Annotated in this window: 20 protein-coding genes; 7 read left to right on the top strand and 13 right to left on the bottom strand. The window is 42.4% G+C overall.

Features of this window, described 5'->3' with window-relative positions; all coding sequences use genetic code 11:
- Window positions 1–170: 170 nt before the first annotated feature.
- Window positions 171–860 carry a DUF1003 domain-containing protein gene (locus tag V7K85_RS35305; RefSeq protein ID WP_334821206.1) on the top strand — a complete coding sequence of 230 codons (690 nt, stop codon included), beginning with the start codon at window positions 171–173 and terminating at the stop codon, window positions 858–860.
- Between the two features lie 253 nt (window positions 861–1,113).
- On the opposite strand, the gene V7K85_RS35300 is transcribed toward V7K85_RS35305, so the two are convergent.
- Both V7K85_RS35300 and V7K85_RS35295 read right to left on the bottom strand, forming a co-directional pair.
- On the bottom strand, window positions 1,114–2,079 hold the full coding sequence (locus V7K85_RS35300; RefSeq protein ID WP_334821204.1) for a VOC family protein: 966 nt from the start codon (window positions 2,077–2,079) through the stop codon (window positions 1,114–1,116).
- 90 nt (window positions 2,080–2,169) lie between these two features.
- Complete coding sequence (locus V7K85_RS35295; protein ID WP_334821202.1) at window positions 2,170–2,799, bottom strand: Uma2 family endonuclease; 630 nt, start codon at window positions 2,797–2,799, stop codon at window positions 2,170–2,172.
- A 61-nt stretch (window positions 2,800–2,860) separates the two neighbouring features.
- On the opposite strand from V7K85_RS35295, the gene V7K85_RS35290 reads away from it, so the two are divergent.
- Window positions 2,861–3,028: a hypothetical protein gene (locus tag V7K85_RS35290; RefSeq protein WP_334821200.1), complete on the top strand. Its 168-nt coding sequence runs from the start codon at window positions 2,861–2,863 to the stop codon at window positions 3,026–3,028.
- 203 nt (window positions 3,029–3,231) lie between these two features.
- Here V7K85_RS35290 and V7K85_RS35285 read toward each other — a convergent pair whose 3' ends face one another.
- The 7 genes from V7K85_RS35285 to V7K85_RS35255 all read right to left on the bottom strand — a co-directional run bounded on the left by V7K85_RS35285 (window position 3,232) and on the right by V7K85_RS35255 (window position 9,448).
- A complete protein-coding gene (locus V7K85_RS35285) occupies window positions 3,232–4,599 on the bottom strand; it encodes an NAD(P)/FAD-dependent oxidoreductase (RefSeq protein WP_334821198.1) in 1,368 nt (455 codons plus the stop codon).
- A 54-nt stretch (window positions 4,600–4,653) separates the two neighbouring features.
- A complete protein-coding gene (locus V7K85_RS35280; RefSeq protein ID WP_334821196.1) occupies window positions 4,654–4,908 on the bottom strand; it encodes a hypothetical protein in 255 nt (84 codons plus the stop codon).
- Window positions 4,909–4,945: 37 nt separating this feature from the next.
- Window positions 4,946–5,611 carry a cytochrome c oxidase subunit 3 gene (locus V7K85_RS35275; protein ID WP_334821194.1) on the bottom strand — a complete coding sequence of 222 codons (666 nt, stop codon included), beginning with the start codon at window positions 5,609–5,611 and terminating at the stop codon, window positions 4,946–4,948.
- Window positions 5,612–5,757: 146 nt separating this feature from the next.
- Window positions 5,758–7,413: a cytochrome c oxidase subunit I gene (gene ctaD, locus V7K85_RS35270; protein ID WP_334821192.1), complete on the bottom strand. Its 1,656-nt coding sequence runs from the start codon at window positions 7,411–7,413 to the stop codon at window positions 5,758–5,760.
- On the bottom strand, window positions 7,403–8,323 hold the full coding sequence (locus V7K85_RS35265) for a cytochrome c oxidase subunit II (RefSeq protein ID WP_334821190.1): 921 nt from the start codon (window positions 8,321–8,323) through the stop codon (window positions 7,403–7,405). Before V7K85_RS35265 ends, ctaD begins: the two co-directional genes overlap by 11 nt.
- Before the next feature lie 28 nt (window positions 8,324–8,351).
- The gene (locus V7K85_RS35260; protein WP_334821188.1) at window positions 8,352–8,957 is read right to left on the bottom strand and encodes a DUF2231 domain-containing protein; all 606 of its coding nucleotides are present in this window, start codon (window positions 8,955–8,957) and stop codon (window positions 8,352–8,354) included.
- The gene (locus V7K85_RS35255; protein ID WP_334821186.1) at window positions 8,954–9,448 is read right to left on the bottom strand and encodes a DUF2231 domain-containing protein; all 495 of its coding nucleotides are present in this window, start codon (window positions 9,446–9,448) and stop codon (window positions 8,954–8,956) included. Before V7K85_RS35255 ends, V7K85_RS35260 begins: the two co-directional genes overlap by 4 nt.
- A 717-nt stretch (window positions 9,449–10,165) precedes the next feature.
- Between V7K85_RS35255 and V7K85_RS35250 the strand changes: the two genes are divergently transcribed.
- The 5 genes from V7K85_RS35250 (at window position 10,166) to V7K85_RS35230 (ending at window position 19,225) form a co-directional block, all read left to right on the top strand.
- Complete coding sequence (locus tag V7K85_RS35250) at window positions 10,166–10,978, top strand: SDR family oxidoreductase (protein ID WP_334821184.1); 813 nt, start codon at window positions 10,166–10,168, stop codon at window positions 10,976–10,978.
- A 188-nt stretch (window positions 10,979–11,166) separates the two neighbouring features.
- Window positions 11,167–13,296, top strand: a complete 2,130-nt coding sequence (locus V7K85_RS35245; RefSeq protein ID WP_334821182.1) for an amylo-alpha-1,6-glucosidase — start codon at window positions 11,167–11,169, stop codon at window positions 13,294–13,296.
- A 517-nt stretch (window positions 13,297–13,813) separates the two neighbouring features.
- Window positions 13,814–14,752 carry a cation diffusion facilitator family transporter gene (locus V7K85_RS35240; protein ID WP_334821181.1) on the top strand — a complete coding sequence of 313 codons (939 nt, stop codon included), beginning with the start codon at window positions 13,814–13,816 and terminating at the stop codon, window positions 14,750–14,752.
- Window positions 14,753–14,812: 60 nt separating this feature from the next.
- Window positions 14,813–17,209, top strand: coding sequence for a glycoside hydrolase family 15 protein (locus V7K85_RS35235; protein ID WP_334821180.1), 2,397 nt, complete (start codon window positions 14,813–14,815; stop codon window positions 17,207–17,209).
- A gap of 939 nt (window positions 17,210–18,148) precedes the next feature.
- Window positions 18,149–19,225, top strand: coding sequence for an AI-2E family transporter (locus V7K85_RS35230; RefSeq protein ID WP_334821178.1), 1,077 nt, complete (start codon window positions 18,149–18,151; stop codon window positions 19,223–19,225).
- 164 nt (window positions 19,226–19,389) lie between these two features.
- Here the strand turns inward: V7K85_RS35230 and V7K85_RS35225 are convergent, their stop codons facing one another.
- From V7K85_RS35225 to V7K85_RS35210, 4 genes are all read right to left on the bottom strand, one after another.
- Window positions 19,390–19,893, bottom strand: coding sequence for a sunset domain-containing protein (locus V7K85_RS35225; RefSeq protein WP_334821176.1), 504 nt, complete (start codon window positions 19,891–19,893; stop codon window positions 19,390–19,392).
- A gap of 549 nt (window positions 19,894–20,442) precedes the next feature.
- Entirely contained in the window at window positions 20,443–20,799 is a 357-nt protein-coding gene (locus tag V7K85_RS35220) for a glycine zipper domain-containing protein (protein WP_334821174.1), read from the bottom strand.
- A 122-nt stretch (window positions 20,800–20,921) separates the two neighbouring features.
- The gene (locus V7K85_RS35215) at window positions 20,922–22,493 is read right to left on the bottom strand and encodes a GMC family oxidoreductase (protein WP_334821172.1); all 1,572 of its coding nucleotides are present in this window, start codon (window positions 22,491–22,493) and stop codon (window positions 20,922–20,924) included.
- 189 nt (window positions 22,494–22,682) lie between these two features.
- On the bottom strand, window positions 22,683–24,314 hold the full coding sequence (locus tag V7K85_RS35210; RefSeq protein ID WP_334821169.1) for an FAD-dependent oxidoreductase: 1,632 nt from the start codon (window positions 24,312–24,314) through the stop codon (window positions 22,683–22,685).
- Window positions 24,315–24,349 lie beyond the last annotated feature (35 nt).

The raw sequence follows: 24,349 nt of genomic DNA, 5'->3' as shown, positions 1-24,349 counted from the left end.
TAAAACAAATTATCACTTCAGTATACGTATTAATAGATAAAATTTACTTCCATATAGAAGTGCGATTAGCAGATGTCGGAATCACCGATTTGTCGTACAGTCAAGTATAGTTTTGTAGTCAAAATTTAAGTTAATAAGTTGAAGGAATCATTCATAACGTTAGACTCCCAATGCAAACCAACAATCAACCAAATCCAAGTGATTCACCCTCCGGGTTCGGCAGTTCGGACTCGACGGGAGCCGCCAAGACTCCAACTGCCTCACCGCAAGTATCGTCTCAAATACCTCGTCAAAACATTCTGCCTACTGCCCCCTTACCGGAATCTATTAGTCAAAATATTGAGACTATCATCGCATTGCACAGACGTTCCGAAAAAAATGTCCCACAACACCAACGGATTGTAGAAACGGTAACCGTTTTTTTTGGTCGTCCTGTATTTCTGTATAGCATTCTGCTTGCAATTATTCTGTGGGTAACACCCAATGTCTTACCACGACGCTTAGGTGTACCAAAATTTGAGGAATTTCCATTTCCTTGGTTACAATTTTCATTAACTACGGGTTCATTGTTGGTGACAACAGGGGTATTGATTAAACAAGAGCGACAAGAAAAGTTAGCGGAGCAACGGGCACAACTTAGCCTTCAACTCAATCTGCTCTCTGAGCAGAAAATTGCTAAACTTATCAGTTTGCTTGAGGAATTACGCCAAGATCTTCCGAATGTTAAAAATCGCTCTGACCCGGAAGCGGAAATAATGAAGTCCCCTACTGATGCACACGCAATTGTAGACCTATTGGAAGAAACCTTAGCATCGGAGTTAGCAAATTTCTCGCAGCAAGAAGCATCAATTGAGGAATAATAAAGCAAGCGTAGTATTAGCAATACCTTTGCCAATTTCAGCAGGAAGCTATATATTTCAACGATGGTCTTTTCGGTGCGAAGCTGGCGATTGGGCTGTATAATGCTGTTTTGGAAAATGCATTAGAGTTGCAATATTAGCGATCGCACTCAAGATGATATTTTCACGCTAATTTCATGATTATACATTGCAAAGATTTTTCTCGAAAAGTTAAGAATAAGCGCTTCTTTGAGCAGCGATAATTTCACTTACATCATTCTGCAATTAGCAATATTGTGTGTCCGTTCGGATCTTTAACTAAACAACCTTGCTGATCAGGTAATGAGCTATCAGTAAACTGCACAACCCGCGATGACACAAACTGAACCCCGTTTTGCCGCAGCCTATCTACAATTTGCTCAATATCATTTACGACTAACTCAATTTGCATATGTGTAATATCACAACTTTTCCAGTCACTCGGTATTGGACGAGCGTTTGCAGGCGTAATGTAATCTAAAAGTTCAATTCCCACCCCATCTTCAGGTGGTCGCAAACCTGTAATTCTGACTTCGGCTCCTGGTAAATCATCCATCCAAGCTTGCGTCTCACCCCTGTTAAGACTGCGGCTATCTACCTGCATTCCCAGAAGGTCGCGGTAAAATTTTAGACTCTGCTCGGTGTTAGAAATGGCGATCGCACTATGATCAATTCCCAAAAACAAGCGATTCCTGTTTTGATGCCATTTATCTTTTCCTTTATCAGGAGGAAACCAAATTAACTCTAAATTATGACCATCAGGGTCTTTAAATTTAAAGGCGCGGACTCCAGCAGATGCTTCATTATCAGGTGGTATTGTCTGTGGAGCAATTGAAATGGGTTGAATGGGAAATGAACGCACTTGTGCATAGGCGCGATCTATATCACTCACCACAATTGCCAGATGTTGAAACCACAGGTCATTGCTTTGTGAATCGCTGGGGATGGGTTTTCCTTTAATGTTGAGATACTCCATCAACTTGATTAGTTCATCTCCAAGTCGCAAGGTAACAATGCGAATTTTTGCCCCAGTTACATCTTGCAGGTCGCTGTAATCTTGTCCTTCAACAGTGATGTCGGAAACGAGTTCAAAACTGAGTGCTTGCGTATAGAAATCCAAAGAGCGATCGCAGTTTGTCACCGTTAATCCAATGGCTCGAATTTTTTGCACCTGTACATTGGTATGAGTAGGCGTATTCATCAATAAGGCTCCTTTTCCCCTTTACCTTTTCCTCAGCCCCTACTATTTGAGGGTAACAAATGGGCAATTGAGGAAACTTCTGCTGCTAGTCTAACCCATCTGCCCCCTAACCCATTCCCTAATTTTTTGTCGGAAAACCCGTCTTCCTGCCATGCGGTATCTTTCAATTAGTGATGGAATCTCTTGAATATTCAGATTAGGAAACACTAAACTTGTTTCCCTTTTCAGATATTCCTCTCCTTGCAACTGGTAAATTTTGATTTCTCCAGAGTCATAAGACCAGATTTCAGGTACACCTAATCGTGTATAGATGGGAAAGCGATCTAAAGATTTACTGGTAACATCAATTTCTAAAGCTAAATCTGGAGGTGGGTCTTGATTTAAATCAAACTTGAGTTTACCTCGAATTAAGGCTTCATTTTGGAAATAAAAACAATTATCAGATTCGATCCCAGCCTTTTTTAGTTCTCGTTTCCAGGTAATTGAGCCGTAACACTCATAATCTAGCTCTAAAACCTCAGCTGTATCTTTGATGATGTCACCAATGATTTCCTTGTAATATTCATGTTCTGGTAATGGTGTCATAATCTCTAAAGCGCCATCATCATAAGCTACTCTAGCTGCACGACTTTCACCTAAGTCTACTAATAAATTTTCAAATTGTTGCCAACTGATATTGTAGAGAACTACTCGATCGGCGCGACGTTCAGTTAGCAGCATAATTCCTCGCAGAATCAGTAATCAGTAAAAAGCATGGTATAAATTTTAAAATTCACAATTGATGACTGAACAACATCAAAATTTATCCTATTCTATTTTATCAATGATGATTGATGAATACTTTCAAACCTTAACCACTTTCCCCCCGCACAACTTTCAACGAGAAGCGATCGCTAAACTCCTCAATCACCAAGACATCCTCCTACGCGCACCCGCTCAGGAAAAATAGAAACTTTAACCAATGAACTTGCAACCCAAATACAAGCATTAATTGATTGATAATGGAAATTATTCAGGTTGAAGATGCAGACTTACAGGCAATAGAAGGCGATGCCTGCGGGGGTAGTTTCTTTCATGAGCTTCTTTCAACGTGAAAGCTGTGCTATTTAAGCATTATAGTCTTTTTTACTTCTTTGTTTTGTTTAAGTCCCACTAGTCCCTTTTTTCTTCATCCCCCAACATTTTCAGTAATTTTCTGGCAACTAAAACCCCTACAACTCCAGCACCAACTAATTCCACTGCTTGCGCCACTTTTTTACCTACATCTTGAGGGTCGAGGTGCTGGTGAAAAATCTTTTCATCTACCCATTCAGTTGTGGCTTTGAAATCATGAATTGGTGTTGGTAATAGCGTTAAATAAGTGGCTTGACGGATTAAATGTGCGGGTTCGCCTGCAACTTCAAAAACATTGAATAAGTTAGCAGCAGCATCCTTTAGCCCCAATTTCAAAAGGGTTCCCCGGATATTAATCTTAGCCGGTTTGAGTTCTTCTCCTAACGCTAATGCTTTCAAATTACTGGCAATATTAGCCCCTTGTTGATGAGCTACTTGGGCTGTAGGTGGTTGCAAATTATCCTGAACTGCTGTACAGTCACCGCCTGCAAAAACTTCTGGAAAGTCGAGCAGTTGCATGGTAGGAGTGACTAGGAGGCGACCTTGATGATCCCGATGTTCTTTGGGAATTGCCAAATCTTTAATTAGTGGATGGGTGGAAGTGCCAGCTGTCCAGACTGTAGTATGTGTTGCTAATGTCTCAATTTGTTGATTGCGCTTAAATTCAACTGCGTTGGGACGAATAGCAGTGGCTTCGGCTCCCGTAAGCATTTCAATTTGTAGAGTGCGTTTTTGTAATTCTTTCTCAGCAATTGGGCGTAGTGGATCGTTAATATCGCCATCAAGGATTTTTTGACCATGATTGAGTAGAATCACACGGATTTCATCAGAATTGCCTCCCAAAGCCCTATACCAAAGTGGGAGAAAATCAGCTAAAGTTGCTGCCATTTCCACGCCGGAAGAACCACCACCAACTACGACTACTGTTAACAGTTTCCGGCGTTGTTCTGGATCATCGGTTTGGATTGCTTTATGTAAACAATCGCGTAAATGCCGCTCCAGAGCGATCGCATCTTCTTGCGTCCAGAAAGGAAAGGCATTTTCTTTGGCTCCCTCAACTTGATGATAGGTAGTAACGCTACCCAAGGCTAATACTAAATTGCTGTAGTTGTAGGAATTTCCAGAAGTTAATTTGACTGCCTTTTGCTCCAAGTCTATCGACTGCACTGTATCTTGAACAAAGATGACACCACTACCTTTAAGTAATTCTGAAAAACGTGGGACTACTTGGAAGGTATCCATCTCGCCATCGAAATATTCATAGAGTAACGGTTTAAAGCAAAAGCGCTCGTTTTTATCGATCAAGATCACAGAGCGAGGATAATGTTCGTGAGCTAAGTGTAAGGCTGTAATTAGTCCCGTAAAGCCACCACCGATAATTACAGTTTGATAAACTGGGCTGTTCATAGAATCTCTTCCAAATATTGTGAAAGTAGGATGTTTAATTAATCCGAGCTTCTCCTAGATGAATATAAAGAAAGCAATCAAAAGAACACTAAGGATCACAGCGAATGCAATAGCGTATTCAACTCGGCGACTAAAAAATCCCACAGCCGCAATTAAGGCGATCCCTAGTCCGATAATCCCAACATACTGCCCTTTCTGTAAATTGTGAGCAATTAATGGATCTTCTTGGGCTGTACTTGGTGGCTGACTTTCTTGAACTGTTTTTGGCGCTAGCTCTGAGGCTGGTAATTCTTGCAATAATAAATTCATCAAACTACTCCTTAAAAGACTTAATTTCTGAATATTTTTATGCGTGCCAAATGTAGAGAAGTGAAAATAAGAACACCCAAACTACATCAACAAAGTGCCAAAATAAAGTGGCTGCACTCACACCAAAGTGAGTCTTGTTATAGTTACCCGGAATGAATGAGCGGACAAGCATAATGATCTGGAGAACAACACCTGCAAGAATGTGCAGACCGTGGAAGCCGGTCAGCAGGTAGAATGTAGAACCAACTAGTCCCGTAGTCAGCTTGAAGTCGAGGTTTTTCCATTCAATTATTTGAGCAATTAAAAAGTAGCTTCCCATGACAATTGTCATCAGCCACAGCCAGCGAAATTTCTTTAGTTTGTTATGTCTGAGAGCATTTTCTGCTGGTTGAATGACAAAGCTACTAGAAAGCAGGATCACCGTGTTAATAATCACAAAAGTAGATAATTCCGGCCCGGAAATACCAGGTGGTAGCCAATTAGATGTCGTTAATCGCAGAGCAACATATGTAAAGATAAAACTCAAAAAGATGATGCTCTCTGATAGCAGGAACACGGTAAACCCGAACATCCCTTTACCATGCTGATCTTCATGGTTTCCACCACCACTTGGTAGGAAGCGCTGCAACCAATTTGGTAGGCGTCGCCGCCAGTTTTCAAAACGGATCGGACTTTCATCTAGATGAATGGGACGAGGTTGCATAACTCAATTAGGGCATGGGGCACTTGTACTGAGCGTAGTCGTAAAGCCTGCGGCATAGCTACGCTTAAGGCGCAGCCTCTCGTAGAGAAGTATTGGGCATTGGGCATTGGTTATCCTGCTTGTCCTTAGTAAAAGGTGTTTTATCCTTACTCACCATTATCAGAGTTTTGGATGAGTGAGTATTTTGGATCGCCATAGTCATAAGGGGGTTTTGTCACAATCGGAATCTCTGCAAAGTTATCTCGCGGAGGTGGTGAAGAGGTTGTCCATTCCAGACCGGTAGCGTGCCAAGGATTATCAACTGCCCTCGGCCCGTATAGCCAGGAACCTACCATGTTAGCAATAAAGGGGAGAGTCGATACTCCCAGCAAGAAGGCGGCTAGACTAGCGATAACGTTCCATCCTTGATATTGTGGATCGTAGGAAGAGACTCGGCGCAGCATCCCTTGCAAACCTAATGGGTGCATGGAGAAGAAGGTAATATTAGCAGGGATAAAGGTCAGCCAGAAATGCAGCTTGCCCCAACCCTCAGCGTACATCCTTCCAGTTATTTTGGGAAACCAATAATAAATGGCTGCGAAGATTGCCATCGTGATTGTGTTGAAGACGATGTAGTGGAAGTGACCGACTACAAAGTAAGTGTTGTTGACGTGAATATCAAATGGCGTTGCAGCCAGCATCACACCAGTAACGCCACCGAAAATAAACATGGCTGCACCCCCCATAGCAAATAGCATTGGTGTTTCTAAATGCAGCTTGCTTTTCCAGATAGTAGCAGTCCAAGCGAACGCCTTAACACCAGTAGGTATGGCAACTAACATTGAGGTGGCCATGAAAGTCATCCGCATCCAGCCAGGGGTGGCACTGGTGAACATGTGATGCACCCAAACAAAGATGCTGACAAAAGCGATACCTAAGGAGGCGATCGCAACTGACCGATAGCCAAATAGGGGATTGCGCGAAAAAGCTGGGATCACCTCCGCAAAAATACCAAAGGCTGGTAGCGCCATGATATAAACTGCTGGGTGGGAGTAGAACCAGAATAAATGCTGGTAGATGATCGGATCGCCATTCTCTTCAGGTTTAAAGAATTGCGTACCGAAAGCGAGGTCAAACATCAGTAGTATCAATGCACCTGTTAGGGCTGGTAAATTAATCAGCTGCAACAACTGGGCGCTGAGAACCGACCAAACAAACACAGGCATCCGAAAAAACGTCATCCCTGGTGCCCGCATCCAAAAGATGGTAGTCACAAAGTTGACAGCCCCCATGATCGAAGAGATGCCGATCAATACTAGACTGACGATCCAAATGAATTCACCGTTAATCAATTGACCAGGCGGAAACTGAAGACTGACTGGTGGATAAGACCACCAACCTGCCTGTGCAGAACCATTGGGTACGAAGAAGCTAGATATTAGCAAAATACCTGCTGGTGGAAGAATCCAAAAAGAGATGGCATTAAGTAAAGGAAACGCCATGTCCCGCGCTCCAATCATTAACGGCACTAGGTAGTTAGAAAGACCAGCATTAAACGGGATAATCCACAGGAAAATCATGATTGTCCCGTGCATGGTGAACAAGCCGTTATAAAGGGGGCGATCAACCAGATTTGATTCGGGGGTGAGCAGTTCGGCACGAATGATCATCGCCAACAGCCCGCCAATCAAGAAGAAAATAAACGTCATCAGCATGTATTGAACACCAATAACCTTATGGTCGGTGCTGAAGCTGAGATATTGCCGCCAGCCATCAAGAGGCTCTCTATCCTCGGCGATCGCTTCACTGAAATCATGTGTCATTACTTACCTTCCTTTCATTCGCTACAGCTGGTTGAGAGGGTGCGACAGTGTACCAGCCGCTCTTAAATAATGTCTTTGGTGCTTGGATATGTTCAGCTACTGCCTGATTTTTTATAGCCGTGGGTTCGCTAGCCGTTTGGGCGAACCACTGGTTATATGCTTCAACAGATTCAACATATACATCCGCCTCCATCAAAGCAAAGTAAGTACCGCTGAATTGAGAATCTTTCAGCTTATATTTGCCCGTGCGAATCGGCGTTAGCACAATGTCAATGTCGCGTTTAGGAACAATATCCTGTTTTAAGCGGAATTCAGGGACGTAGAAACCGTGGATTACATCCTGAGCGTGCATATTCAGGCGGGTGCTGCGATTTACCTGGAGGTGTAATTGATTACTCGTAACATTATTTGGATAGCGGAAAGACCATTCCCACTGTTTAGCGAAAACATCAATAGTTTCAGAAGCAGGTTTAGGAACGTCGCTGACTATTGCCGCGTTAGCTGATTGTGATTCTAAAGGCAGATGCAAATGCACGATTTGTCCCAAACCCAAAATATTTAATTGCTGATAAATATTGAAGCTTTGAAAACCAATCCACAACACCAGCAGAGTTGGGGTTGCTGTCCAGAGAATTTCTAGTCTTACATCGCCTCTAGAAGGGTGTCCTTCGCTGTAGTCATCCTTGGATGCACGAAAGAAAAGTACCGAATATAGCATCATGCCAACAAGCCCAAGCAAGATGAAAGCTCCGATTGAAACTAAGAAGCTAAACAAATCATCTACTTTTTTTGCTTCTGCGGTGGCTTGAAGAGGCATCCAGGAGAAGGCTTGCTGTCCAATCCAATGGCTGATAACGAGCAGCACTGCGATATAACCAGCTATTAGTAAATATTCTAAAAATCTAAACATAAAGTCAAAGTGCTTCTCGTTCGTTTGATTATTTGGGCAGCAAATTCGGGTTTGTGTTCTCTTGGAGCAATTTTGCAGCAGTAACGTGAATCCCAAACTCTTCTCCCAATTGCGCCCCCAATGTTCCGTGAACATATAAAATGCCGATTACCGCAATGCCTAGCAACAAGTAACTCCACTGCACCTGCCTTGGTGAATCTTTGCGCCAGCGATAGCGCTGTAAGCCTCTCCACACAGTCATTGCCACGATGATCCCCAACAGCAACACGCCACCCAAACCATGTAAAAGCATTGTTAAAGGGGCGCTTAAACCCCAAACACTTTTTTGATTGACTGCTGGGTTTGCTAGCAGTAACTCGAAAAATCCGGCTGCAATGGTGAAAAAAGTGACAGTTGCCGCTGCCAGCAGATTATACCAGCCAACATCGAACAAGCCTGTACGGATAGCAGGAACACCTAGAAATTTAAAAATCGGTTTTTCTAGAGGAAAAAATGTGCCTGCGATATCAAAGAGGAGGGCGAGAATGAACAAACCCAGTGTCAGATGCACCAGTTGCGGATGTATTGGAATCTCGTAGGGTAGCCCGTTAGCACCCAGCTTCAATCCTAACTGGTCAATGAGCTGCGAGTTCATGGTGAGACTCCCTTCTTCATCGCTTCAACGACTGGCTCTACATGTAGCCCATATACCCAAAACAGTTTGCTCCCTAGATACACTTGCACGAACACCAGACAAATTAAAAACATTGCCGCACCTAAATAAGCAGGTGGTACTTTGTGGGGGCTGCGGTTGCGAATCACAAAACGCCAAGCTGCGATCGCCGCGACAATCCCCGCAAGTGACCAACCCAATATAGTATGATAATTCAGCGTTGGCTGCACAGATGCATTAATGTTCGCTAAACCCGCTTCAAACTGACCAAATATAACCGCTAGAAAAATGGCGATCGCAGCAACAAACATATTCCAGAAACTTACCTCAAATAAACGCACATTGCGGGTAAAATAGCCGACAACATCGCAAAAGAAAGAAAAAAACACCATCGCAATCACAAAGTGAACGATGATCGGGTGCATCGGGTCAGGGTACGGTAGATTCTGACTATTGAGAGGTAAGGCGAACATCGCTTTTTCCTTGGGGTATCTAGACGCTGTGATTACTTATTTTGGTAAAAATCAAATTCAGTATTGAATGTTTGAAGATTTTTAATGCAAATACTTCCAAAAATCTAGAATTTCTCACAAGGAATATCTAAAAGATAGAGCAAAAAGCTACTGTCTTAGGGTAACTTCTATACAAATAATTTATTGATTTATTGCTACCTATATCTATATAATTATTAATTTTTATATTAAAAAAATCTCTACACAAAAATATATGCATTTTGATAGATTTATAAATATTCTTAGTAATCGGTTACTTTTCAGGAGCCAAAATCTTGTATAGATAAGTTTACATCATAAATTTGCAATTCTCAGAAAATTTATCTCCTAGTTAAGAAAGACGCCCCACTGACTTCATGCTTAAAGATTTCACTAAATAAGAAAATTGTTATGAAATTTCCATAACTCTTTAGATAGAGATGTTTATTACTCCAACAGTTAGAAGCGCTCTCTATCACAAACCTCTAAAGTGATGCCAGAATCACACAAATAGCTTTAAAAAATTAAACACATAAGCAAATGTGTAAGTTGTACATATGTTCTACATATGTTCTACATATATATGACATAAAATGTCCGACAGCTTGGTTCAATTTTGACTCAATCATCGGTTTCCAGTATCATATATTCTCAAACTCTGAAAAAATACATAGCAAACAAAAATTCTGAGAAAGTATTATGAGCTATTCTCCTAACCTGCTTAAAGGTCAAAAAGCACTGGTGACAGGTGCTAGTTCTGGGATTGGTGAAGCTATAGCTCGTCATTTGGCTTCATCAGGTGCAGCAGTAGTTGTTAACTACCATTCGGAAGCCCAACAAGCTCAAAAAATTGTTGATGAGATCAAAGCTGCTAACGGGGAAGCGATCGCCATTCAAGCCGATGTCAGCAAAGAAGACGAGGTAAAGGCGATGTTCAGCCAAACCCTTGAGGAATTTGGCACTATTGATATTTTAGTAAGTAATTCGGGTGTTCAAAAGGACTCAGCATTTATCGATATGACTCTCGACCATTGGAACATGGTCATTGGAATAAACCTGACAGGACAATTCTTGTGTGCGCGAGAAGCTGCAAAGGAGTTCTTGCGTCGCGGTGTGAAACCTGAGATTTCATCTGCGGCAGGTAAAATTATTTGCATGAGTTCAGTGCATCAAGTAATTCCTTGGGCAGGGCACGTTAATTATGCTACTAGTAAGGGTGGCATTAATATGATGATGCAAAGTATTGCTCAAGAACTTGCTCCCCACAAAATTCGCGTTAATAGTATTGCTCCTGGTGCAATCAAAACTCCAATCAATAAATCAGCTTGGGACACCCCAGAAGCAGAGGCGAATTTACTAAAACTAATTCCAGCAAAACGGGTGGGTGATGTAGACGATATTGCCAAAGCAGCAGTTTGGCTGGCTTCTGATGACTCTGATTATGTTAACGGTATAACACTGTTTGTAGATGGTGGCATGACCTTATATCCAGGGTTTGAGGGGAATGGTTAAAAAAGGGATTGGGACTGGGGACTAATTAAAGCTACCTCCTGTACCTGTACTATCTGCCTCCTGCTTTTTCAATGCAAGGATTTGTAATAGCGAAGCGTTAGGGACTGTGTGTAGCGTCTTTGGGATTTTAGATTGTTCAATCCAAAATCTAAAATCTAAAATTATTCTGCCTTCTGCCTTCTACTCATATGCCCACAAAAGTTATTGTCAATCCTAATCTGATCACAATTAACGATGGTTCCTCGTTTTTAGTTACAGCTAGTGATGGTTCCATTAATGACAATCAAGCCCAAGGTTTTTTTGTTCGTGATACCCGCTTAATTTCTTATTACGAAATTTCTCTCAATCGTTACCAACTTTCACTGCTAGCTTCTAGTAACATCACGCATCATAGTGCGCTTTACCAATTTACAAACCCGGAACTTAGTACTATCAACGGCATTTTCCCGAATGGTAGTTTGCTTGTAACCATCAGGCGCGACATTGTAGGGGGGATGCACGAAGATATCGATATCACCAATCATCACTTAGAAGCAGTTGAGTTTCAACTGATGTTGGCGATTCGTTCGGACTTTGCGGATATCTTTGAGGTGAAAGCAAAGAACATTGTGACACGGGGTGAGACGACAACAACATGGAAAGATGGCGTACTTTCTACCGAGTACCGTAACGGTTCTTTTATCAGAGGCATTGTAACTGAGACAGTTTGTGCAAGTTCAACAGCAAGATATGCAAACGGTCGTTTGATGTTTGATGTAGCGATCGCTCCTGGTGAAACATGGCATACTTCGATCAACACTACAGCCTTAGCCAATGGAGATATCCTCAAACCTCAAGAAAACTCAACTGCGTCTTGGAATACAAAAGCTGGAGAGGTTAGGGATGAATTTCTGACTAATGCCACAAAGTTGCGATCGTCTAATGCTGACATTCAAGGATTTTATCAGCAGGCGCTTATTGATATGGGAGCCTTGCGGATTGAAGTTGATGATAACGGCCATAAGTTTTGGATGCCTGCGGCTGGTATTCCCTGGTTTATGGCTGTCTTTGGACGTGACTCTATAATTACCAGCTTGCAAACGATGGCAGTTTACCACGGTTTTGCCCGTGGTACGCTTGTTAGGTTGGCTCAACTACAAGCAACTGAGTTAGATGACTGGCATGATGCCCAACCAGGCAAGATGCTGCATGAACTGCGTGAAGACGAGTTAACTAAAATCAATCAACTCCCATACAATCCCTATTACGGAACGGTAGACACTACCATTCTCTGGATTATTACTTTAGCTGAAACCTATTCTTGGAATGCTGACCTGGGGATGCTGGATGAGTGCCGATCGCCATTAGATAAGGCACTGACTTGGATTGATAAATACGGCGATTTTGATGGCGATGGATTTGTTGAGTACTTAACTCATTCAAAAAAGGGATTAGCCAATCAAGGTTGGAAAGATTCAGGTGAATCAATGGTTCACCCGAATGGCAAATTAGTTGATCCCCCAATAGCTTTGTGTGAAGTTCAAGGTTACGTCTACAATGCTTGGCTAAAAGCAGCTTTAATTTATGAGGTGTGGGGAGAAAAAGAGCGATCGCAAAACCTCCGTCAAAAAGCAGAATCACTTTATCAACGATTCAATGAACAATTTTGGATGGATTCAGAAGGATTTTACTGTCTTGGCTTAGATAGCAACAAGCAGCAAATCCAATCGATTACCTCGAATCCTGGGCATCTACTCTGGTCTGGTATTGTCCCCCAAGAACGAGCAAAAAAGCTGGCCCTGCGACTTTTTCAACCAGATATGTGGTGCGGTTGGGGTGTGCGGACTCTCTCAGCTCAAAATCCAGCTTATAATCCAATTAGTTATCAAAGAGGAAGTGTTTGGCCGCACGATAACTCGATAATTGCCGCCGGCTTAAAGCGATATGGCTACCACGAAGAAGCAAACCGTATTGCTGAGGGGATTTTTGCTGCTGCTAATTATTTTCAATCTGGGCGGATGCCAGAATTGTTTGCCGGAATTGAACGCCAAGAGAATAACTTTCCTGTACCTTATCCCGATGCCAATATTCCCCAAGCTTGGGCTGCTGGCTCGATTCTTTTACTCATTCGTACCATTTTAGGACTTGAAGCCGATGCACCACAGCGAAAGTTAAAGGTACAGCCTTCACTACCAGAGTGGTTGTCAAATTTGGAACTGACAAATCTAAGTGTAGGAGACGCTACAGTTGCATTGCGCTTTTGGCGGGAAGGGAAACAAACTCAATGGGAAGTTACCAATAAAACAGGTGAATTACAAGTAGAACTTATGCATCAGTAACGAAAAATCAAGGGTTTGGGCTGGGTATTGGTTATCGGGTTGAAGAGGTTTCAACAGCAAAGGGATACTTGGAGGTTCTGGAGAGAGATAAATTCGTTTCGGAGACAGCAAAAGCTATTTCGGAGACAGCGAAAGTTATTTCGGAGACAGCAAAAGCTATTTCGGAGACAGCAAAAGCCGTTTCGGAGACAACAAAAGCTATTTTGGAGATAGCAAAAGCCGTTTCGGAGACAACAAAAGCTATAGCGCTTCTCAATTGAGTCGAATACAGACCTAACCCCCAACCCCTTCCCTACAAGGGAAGGGGAGTAAATTCAAAGCCTCTGACGCCACGTGCTTTAAGTCGGCAGAGCCGCCCAACGCAGTGGCTCCTCCTTTTAGGAGAGAGGTTTGGAGAGAGGTTTGGAGAGAGGTCAAAGTCTATTGCATACAAACGAAAAGTGCTATACTTCGGAACTCTCCTCTACCCCTAGAGCCTCTCCAACCCTATTTTTTGGATAGCTACTTCTTTACAATCATGGCAACTGATTCATCTAATAAAACCATTTTTGCGGCGATGGGGGCTAACTTAGCGATCGCTATTACTAAATTTATCGCCGCCGCCATTACGGGTAGTTCTGCCATGATATCTGAGGGTATTCATTCGGTGGTAGATACTGGCGACCAACTGTTACTTTTGCTGGGAATTCGCATGAGCCAAAAGCCAGCTGATGATCGCCATCCGTTTGGTTACGGCCAAGAACTTTACTTCTGGACTTTAATCGTTGCTATCCTGATCTTTGCGATTGGCGGTGGCATGTCAATTTATGAAGGAATTACTCATTTAATTAATCCCAGCCCTTTAAAAGACCCAATGTGGAATTATATTGTGTTAGGTATGGCAATATTATTCGAGGGTTTTTCTTGGACTGTGGCTTTAAAAGAGTTTTTGCCGACCAAGGGTAAGCAAAGTTTCTGGCAAGCAATCAAAAACAGCAAAGACCCGACAGTATTTACAATATTAGTTGAGGATTCTGCCGCAATTTTAGGTTTAATCGTTGCTTTGCTCGGAATCTTCTTAGGACATTTATTTAATAATGTTTATTTTGATGGCATCGCCTCTATTGTGATTGGCATTATCTTAGCTATAGTAGCAATAGTGCTAGCTAAAGAAAGTAAAGGATTATTAGTTGGTGAAAGTGCTAATCCTCAAACTATAAGCAATATTCGTTCTTTGTCAAAAACCGAACCAGGAGTAAAAGAAGTTATGCGTGTCCTAACAATGCAGCTTGCTCCACAGGAAGTATTACTCAACTTAGAAATCCAGTTTTCTAAAAATCTCACAGGTGAGGAAATAGCATTAACTGTGGAGAGCTTAGAAGCAAAACTTCGCCAACACCACCCAGAAATAAAACAAATTTTTATTGAAGCAAAGTCCTTAGCTGCTACTCGCCAATCTTCTCAATCTTCTGAATAAATTATTAATCACAGAAATATCAACTACAGCATTTTAAAAATGCCTTTCAAACAATAAAGTATGGTAAAAATTATTGGTCAAACACAGGCTTTTGGCTCACCTGGCATTGATCCCCGATGGACTCAGGCGAATAAAGATGGAGTAGGAACAGCTTACTCTACTTCCAGTAACGTTTGGTTTACTATCTGGAACGGTATTGTGACTGAAGTCTACCATCCTACAGTGGACAAACCTCAAATTCGAGATTTGCAGTACCTAATTTCTGACGGGAAAAGCTTTTTCCACGAAGAAAAACGCCATCTCGAATCAAAAGTGGAACCGATGTGGACTCATGGTTTAGGATACCAAATTATTAATTCTGATCCACAAGGACGTTATACCCTAATCAAGGAAGTGATTGCTGACCCGCATTTATCCTGTATTTTACAGCACACAAAATTAACAGGAGAGCGAGAGTTTATCTCCCAACTCCATTTATACGCTTTGTGTGCGCCGCATCTGGAAGTCGGAGGTATGGGTAATAATGGTTACGCTATAGAAGTTGCGGGGCAGCATCTTCTAATAGCTCAAAAAGGAGGAACATGGTTGGCGTTGGGTGCAACGGTTCCCTTTACTCGTCTTTCCTGTGGCTACGTAGGTAAAAGTGATGGTTGGACAGATTTAGCTGACAATTTCCAGATGGATTGGGAGTTTGACAGTGCTGTGGATGGCAATCTGGCTTTAACTGGAAAACTAAATCTAGATGATAATAATGAGTTTACTTTAGGACTGGCATTTGGCAGCAATCTGCACAATGCAATTTCCACACTGTTTCAGTCGCTGAATATTCCTTTTGAACAGCAGAAGCAGCTATATAACGAACAGTGGAAGCGATCGCGCCGGGGCATCCACTCATTAGAAAATATTTCTTTTGATGATGGGAAGTTGTATAACAACAGCATTAGTCAACTTTTGACCCATGAAGACAAAACCTATCCAGGTGCTTTAATTGCATCTCTAGCCATCCCTTGGGGTGAAGCTAAAAACGACCAAGACCAAGGAGGATATCACCTTGTCTGGACGCGGGATATGGTCAGCAGTGTTGCCGGATTAGTGGCTGCTGGAGAAACTCAAACAGCAGTGCGATCGCTCATTTATCTTGCCACCAGCCAACAAGAAGACGGTGGTTTTGCCCAGAACTTCTGGGTTGATGGCACACCCTACTGGAAAGGTATCCAGCTTGATGAAGTGGCATTTCCGATTCTACTGGCATGGCTATTACACCAAGAAAAGAATTGCTTAAATTTTGATGTTTATCCGATGATTCTGCGGGCGGCGGGTTATTTAATTCGTCACGGCCCTGCTACGCAACAAGAACGTTGGGAAGAAAACAGTGGTTATTCACCATCAACACTGGCATCTAATATTGCCGCCTTGATTTGTGCTGCTCAATTTGCTCGTGAAAGTGGGGATCAAGCAACAGCAGAATTCATCGAAGAATACGCTGATTTTTTAGAATCTCACATTGAAGCTTGGACAGTTACTACCGAAGGAACCCTAGTTGCTGGCATCAAACAGCATTATATCCGAATTACTCCTACAGATATCAATAATCCTCAACCCAACGAAAATCCTAACCAAGGAACTCTTTTGATCAGCAGTCAACCGCCTGGTGAACCAACAGAATTTCCGGCGAAGGAAATTGTCGATGGCGGGTTTCTGCAATTGGTGCGCTACGGAATTCGTAAACCTGATGACCCGATTATTGTTGATTCTGTGAAAGTAATAGATGCAGTCTTAAAAGTAGATACACCCGTTGGGCCTTGTTGGCATCGTTACAACCACGACGGCTACGGACAGCAAGAAGATGGCAATGCGTACACGGGTTCGGGTAAAGGACGTGTTTGGCCTCTCTTGACAGGAGAGCGAGGACATTATGAATTAGCTGCTGGTGGCGATGTCAAAACATATATCAAGGCGATGGAAGGATTTGCTTCAAACACTTGTTTGCTGCCAGAACAGGTTTGGGATGAAGCAGATAGACCTGAGATTCATATGTATTTGGGAAAACCAACAGGTTCTGCGATGCCTTTAATGTGGGCACATTCGGAGTACATCAAGCTGCTACGGTCAAATCATGATGGTCAGGTGTTTGATTTTATTCCAGAGATAGCGAATCGCTATTTAGGCGATCGCCAAAAGTGTAAATTACTAGAAATTTGGAAGTTTAACCGTCAAATAGACAAAGTTAAAAAAGGTCATACACTGCGAATTCAAGCTTTAGCATCTTTTCAGTTGCACTGGTCACAGGATAATTGGCAAACTGTACAAGATATACCTTCTACTTCCACAAAGTTAGGAGTTAATTTTGTAGACATTTCTATTTCTGATAACCAGCAACAGCCAATCAGCTTTACCTTTTTCTGGATTGAAAGTAGTAAATGGGAACAGCGCAATTATCCGGTTGCAATTGAGTAGTAACGATTAGTTGTTAGCGTCTGTGAAAGTTGAGATTACGCCCCCAAATGCTTACCACAACTTCACCCTCCCTGAAAAAATTAACCATTACACAGGCCAAGTCAGAGTTCATTGGTGTCAACTTAACCGTAAACCCCTTTGAAACCTCGTTTCCAGCCAGAGGCTGGAAATGCTCGTCATTGCGGCATTAAAAGTCAGAGACTCTTGACAAGGCAATCTCCGAAGGACTTATCTAGACAGGCTTTCACTTTAAGTTGATACCTATGAGTCAGAGTTACGGCACTACAAGCAGGTATTATCTAATAGGAGCGATCGCGCTAACCATTATCCCTTTATAACTACTGGTTATTTTGTTAACTAAGTAAGTAATTTGCTCAAGGTGAGCTATGACCCAAAAAAACCCAACTGATGCTCAGTTATTGGCATATGGTTTAGTGCAGTAGACCTAGTACCGCTGCGCGGAAGTCAAAAGTCAAAAGTCAAAAGAGTTGTATTCCTTGCTCTTGCGCCATTTTATAGACGCAAAGCGGCTTCCCGGAGGGTATGGTATGTTTATTTACGCCGTGATTTACTAGTGATAGGTGGAGTTTATCTGTTTTTTGGTATTTTGCTGAGTGCAATTGACATTTTTGGGCAACACACAAAGTAAGATTATTGTTAAATGTTGTGCCAAGATTCGCTGCTTGAGCAAGTTGTTCGATAAGCTTTTGCTATGAAAAAAATTAAAGCAAGACCCAGCGGTAAAGTCTCAATAGTAGTTTATTTTCTAGGTGAGAAAATTATCTGAGAATATAATAGTTGGATTTTTGATTTTAATAGAATCAAACTTGTCCAATCAATAATAAAGATTTGAAGAAATTTTTAGAAGAGTACAACCAGTTGAGTCCGTTCAACAGATAATAGCAACATCAAAGAGTTATCGGATGCATAATAACTAATATGGCGAATTATGATGATACAGACAATGGATGGTCGCAGTTAACTCGTGGCGCACCATTGGCAGTAATGGTAGCTTTATCACTCTATATTCTATACCAACTTTTACCAGTATTAGAACTTTTAGTTGTTGCAGCATTGATTGCTTTAATTTTGCGAACGCTATTAGAGTTTTTGCAAAAGTTAGTTAAATCACAGGATCTTGCTGTTCTGCTACTAATTGGATTAATCGTCGGATTTGTTGTAGTATTAGCTACTGTAGTCCTACCTAGTGTGACGTTCGAGTCTCAAAAATTAATCAAAACATTACCAACTTATCTCAATACATTGACAGGAGAGGTTGAGCACCTACGTCAGAAATTCAGTTTTATTCCGGACATTTCCCAAGCTCTAATACAATTACGGAACTTGAGCGAACAGTTACTGAGTGGAGTACCAGTTTTCTTAGGTGAAGCTTTAAGTTTAACTGTGGAGTTGGTAGCGACGTTAATTTTAGCGCTTTACATGGCTTACGATCCTAATTCCTTAGTCAAAGGGATTTTAAGATTAGTACCTCGGCGACATCATCAGCGGTTTAAACGAATCCTTAAGGCTTGTGAGATAAGATTGCGGGGTTGGATTTTTGGGACAGGGATAGCGATGATATTTCTGGGTGCTGGAGCAACTTTTGGACTTTTGATTTTGGGGATTCCCTCAGCCCTGCCATTTGGGATTATTGCGGGTTTATTTGAAATAATTCCTTACTTTGGTTCGATCATTGGAACTTTTTTACCAGCATTAGTAGCACTGAGTATTTCACCAATAAAGCTAGTATTTGTGGTGATCCTATTTTTAGTAATGAATCAAATAGATGCCCACATTGTTCAGCCTTTGGTGATGGGTAAGCAAGTTAATATCCATCCGGTAATGGTGATTGTGACATTTCTGGTAATGGGTAAGCTATTTGGATTTATTGGTTTGCTGCTTGCAGTGCCTGCGGCGGCAGTGATAATTACGCTGATTGATGAATTTACGCTTAAAGAACCTGCTTTAGAGGAAGTAGGAATTGAAAGTGGAATAGATGTTAAATCGAATGACTAAGCGATTACTCTCGACACAATAAGCAAACAGCAATTTCACAGCTTTTCAAAACTGGCAAAAGCAAGGCATTAAATCTTTTGCTAACGTGCCAGACTTAAACTAGACATTGTGAGCATCGTTAGATAAATTAAACACAGAATTTCTCTTTGCTTTAACAGAACTGTTTACTTAGGCGCACGAAAGCCAGCTTTCTCTGCTGTTGCTTCATCTTTGAAGCAGATATCGGGCTTGGTTTGGTTATAATTGGGTGATTTGGCGATATGGTATATGTTGCCTCGCTTCTTTGTTATTTTACCCTTAACAGGTGCGCCACTCGGACAAGTAGTTTCTCCTTGAGGTTTAACCCCTAACTTTTCGGCTTCTGCTAAAATAGGGGTTTTATTTGCAGCCGATGGTCGCTTTTTGGCGGTTGATGTAGCTGTGTTACCAGAAGCCTGAGCTTGGGAAATAGGACTTGGAGTTGATGGTGTACTGTTAGCAGACTCTTCAGGCTTTGGGGAGGTTGATGTGGCAGTATCACCGGAAGACTGAGCTTGCGAAACTGCGCTTGGAGTTGACGGTGTACTGCTAGCAGACTCTTCAGGCTTTTTACTACAACTGGCAAGCATTACTATCGCTAATAATGTCAACCCTATGCTCAATAGACGAGGTTTAATTTGAGTTTTCATTGAAATAAGTGCTTTCAAAGGTTAATACACTAAGTTTCCGATACCATGTAATAAACGCAAAAAATTTAGACAATTTGGACATTCACAACCAAAGTAATGAATTGCGGCATTGCTTACTCATAACGCATTTCTAAATGCCCAAAACACCCGACATTTTGTAGGAATTTAAGTAAATTTTACTTGGCAATAGTTAACTGTAGAGAGCTAACGCTCATAATCCAAATGAACTCAGATAGTCGGCTCCATTAAAACCTTAAATATGCAGCTTTATACTATCAATATTTAATTACATTTTGTTGACAAAGTTATTACCAAGTTATGACGAAAGTGTGACTGTAGTGGTTCGCAATTGCATGAAATACAGACCTAACAAGAACAACCTCAACCCTTGTAGGGTTAGCGAGTAAGATTCAAAGCCTCTCTCCTTTTAGGAGAGAGGAATGGAAGTGAGGTTAGAGCGTATTGCATCCATAGACGCATAGCGGCTTCTCACAGGGTACGAGAAGCGCTATAGTAGTCTGCCGTTGAACGCCAAAGAAAAATCTTGCTTTAGGTGGCTTGTATTTCTCCACCTTGGGGTTTTGATAGCGCCTGTAGTTCTTCCCAAGTGTAATGACGGGGTAATTCAATTGGTTTGTGATTAGCTCCTAATCCCAATCCAATTACTGGCTGGAGTTCCTCAGTAAATTCCTCGACGTATTCTGCTAGCTGATTACCTACAACGCTACCAGTAATTGCTCCTGCAACTCCACCAATAGCAGCACCGAGTTTACCACCAATTGAGCGACCGAGTGCGGCTCCTACTACACCAACTCCCGCTGCTCCCAATCCTGTCGCAATTGTATGAGTATTCGGGTTCGTTTGAATTTCATCTTGCGGGTTATTAGCAGATTGTTCCTCATTCATTATCTGTCTCTCCTTAAAACTATTGGACTCGTGAATGTTTGCATGGATAAGGATAGAATTACTTCGGGCTAAAGATATACCAGAAGCCACAGGTTAAAGCGTTCTAGTCCAACCAATAGTATCTACTTCAATCGTTCAGCTATGCGGTCGCCAACACGCAATGCATTTGCCATAATCGTGAGCGTGGGGTTAGCACCAGAATTTGACGGAAAGAAACTACTATCTACCACATAGAGATTATCAACATCATGGGTACGACAATTGAGGTCAAGGACTGAGGTTTTGGAGTCTGTGCCAAATCGACAACTACCACATTGATGAGCAACTGCTTGTTCTGGTATCTGAGTACGGGGATAAATGCTAAATGGTAGGACGTGTTTAGCGGAGTGAGGGATTGACTTGAGTACAGATGTCCAACGATGGATCAAGCGATCGCCTGCTTCGGTATTGTTCAATGTATAGTCAACGTGAATTTTATCACCCACTACACGAATTCGATTATTTGGGTCTGGTAAGTCCTCTGTCTGCAACCACCAGCCAACGGAACGCTCGGCAAGCAAATGGCGCTCATACTTAGGAATCAGTTTGATAAATGGAGCCATCAGCGGCGGAGCCTCTGCGGGAATCATATCTGCTAGCACATTCCCAGTATTCTGCACCATACCCATTGGATAAGGAAAATCTGGCTCTCCCCAGTAAAAATCGTTGACGGCGATTGTTTTTTGAAAGCTAGCGCGATTTATCTCTAGATGTATGGAAACGATCGCCGTTTCTAGTTGTTTCATGAAATTACGCCCTACCTGATCGGAACTGTTTGCCAATCCATTAGGATGCTGGTCGTTAGCAGACTGTAATAGCAAAACAGCCGAGTTGATCGAGCCACAGGCAACAACCACAATATTACCTGCAAACCAATGCCGCTCCCCGGCAATTTCAGTTTCTACACTTGTAATCTCTCGTCCCGACTCGCTAGTATGCAGCCGCAAGACTTTGGCATTAGTCAACAAAGTGAAATTGGCATACATTTCCAGGCTGGGACGAATGGCGTTGACATCGGCATCGGCTTTTGCGTGTACGAGACAGGGATATCCATCAAAAGTATCGCAGCGAATACAGGGACTTTTGGTGCGATCGCTTTCATTGAGTTTTAATCCCAATGGTAGATGGAATGGGTAGTAGCCTAGTTCACGGATGCCATCAGCCAATTCCTGCATATCCGGCTCATGACTGACTGGCTCATAGGGATATGGCTCGCTACGAGGTGGTTCGGTTGGGTCTTCCCCTTGCTTTCCATGTACGTCATACAACTTTTCTGCTTGGGTATAATACGGCTCAAAATCTGAATACTTGAGCGGCCATTCTGGAGAAATTCCTCCTTTATGAATTACCTTTTCAAAATCTCGTTCCCGTAATCTAATTAAGGCTGCACCGTAGAGTTTAGTATTGCCACCAACCCAGTAGCCCGTCTGGGGCTTAAATACTTTCCCTTCTTTGTTATACCATTCTTCATCTGCGTGGTAGCGATTTTTTTGATAGACCTCCTGGGGATTCCAGTTAGCTTTCTCTCTAGGCAGAAAGTCGCCTCGTTCCAGCACCAGAATCTTTTTACCTGTGGGTGCGAGGCGGTGAGCTAGTGTACCTCCACCTGCTCCCGTACCGATGATGATGATGTCGTAGTGTTCAGTAATGTTCATTATGTATACAGGAGATTGCCAATTACTCTTGTCTCAAACTCAGGACTATTTCATTCTCATCTAGCCCGACTCAGAATTCATTCTGAGTCTAATAGCGAAAGTCATCTAAAGATGACTGAGAAAAGGTTATAGTCCGTTTTAACGGACTTTAGTTATTAGCCCTGAACTTTAGTTCTGGGCGGTTTATATCTATTGCTTATTATTAACTTGAGGCTGTCGCTGAATCAAATTAACTATACCACTGCGTAATTCCTCAACAGTTGGCATCTGGTTCAAGCGCATCAGTTCATAGATAGCTGCTGTTTCCGTATCTTTATTGCTAGTTGCAACTGCTAAGACTTTATTTTTTTGGACGTAGAAAGCAATGAATTCCTGTTTTTGCAAATCCCCATCTATAATTATTTCATCCCAACTTGGGGCGTGTCCAATGTAGCGCAACGGAAACTCGAATTGCATCGTCCAGAACAAAGGAAGCCCTCTAAATTTGACTGCTTTCCCTGCCATGTTATGAGCTGCAATTCGCCCCTGCTGTGCTGCAACTCGCCAATGTTCAACGCGAAGCGATTCACTTGTGCGCCAATCGGGATAACGGGCAATATCGCCTGCGGCATAGATGCCATCAGCTGCACGCAAGTATTCATCAACAACAACACTGCCATCTTTGGGATGCAAATCGACACCCTCAAGAAAGTCTGTTGCAGGCTGTACGCCAATTCCAACAATTACTATATCTGCTTTCAAGCGATCGCCATTATCTAAAATTACAGCTTCTACCTTGTCACTACCTTCAAATTGAACCGCTTTCCTACCCAACTTAAAGGAAACACCGTTTTCCTCATGAACTTGCTGAAATATTTTGCCAATTTCTTCCCCTAATATTTTCTTAAAAGGTACAGAATCCGGCGAGATCACAGTTACTTGTAAGCCGTGCTGACTCAGCCCAGCTGCTGTTTCCATGCCGATAAAACTGGAGCCAATAACTACCGCCTGTCCTTTTTGCTTGCTCAGTGTCAAAATGCGAGCAGTATCATCAAAACTGCGTAATGTGAGAATATTTTGCAAGTCTGCACCTGGAATATCTAGCTGGCGTGGTTTTCCACCTGTTGCTACCAGCAGGGCATCATAGGTTAATGAATCACCAGACGCTCCGGCGTCGCTACTGCTGGCGCTATCGGTAAAGGCGATCGCTTTTGCCGTTGTTTGCACCTGCTTAACTTGCTTATTCAACAGTACTTCAATTGCGTGTTCTTTGTAGAAATCTGGCGATCGCAGGGGCATTTCCTCAAAGGAGGTTTTACCAATGAAGTAGTCTTTAGTCAGCTTGGTGCGATCATAGGGTAGCCTGTCATCCTGAGTGATCATGACGATTCGCCCTTGATATCCAGCTACTCGCAAAGCTTCTGCGGCATGGACACCCGCGGCTCCTGCTCCTAAGATCACAAATGTGCGTCCATCAGCCTCGGGGTTAAATTGCGCCATTGCAGGCGATCGCAATCCCGTTGTTTCCTCTGGTACGCTGACAATAACGTTTTCACCTTCAATGCGTACCCCATAGCAAGCTAAAGAATCCAAGCCAGGTGGCTCTAGTTGGTCGCCAGTCGTCACGTCAAAATAAGCATTATGCCAGGGGCAAACAACATGATGCCCACTCAGCACCCCCTCTGCCAGTGGCGCTCGATAATGAGAGCAGTATGCACCGACGGCATAAAACTTTCCCTCTAATCGGGTCAGTAAAATTTCTGTCTCGCCGACAGATACCTGTCGCATTTCACCATCTTTTAGATCATTGATATTGGCAACAACTGCTTCTATTTGTTTCATAACCAATTTTTAAATAAAAATAAGAGTTAGTCGCT

Origin of the sequence: Nostoc sp. (genome assembly GCF_036917615.1) — a bacterium.
Classification (GTDB): domain Bacteria; phylum Cyanobacteriota; class Cyanobacteriia; order Cyanobacteriales; family Nostocaceae; genus Nostoc.
Note: the sequence above shows the minus strand (reverse complement) of the source record. Positions and strands in the feature narration are given on the sequence as shown.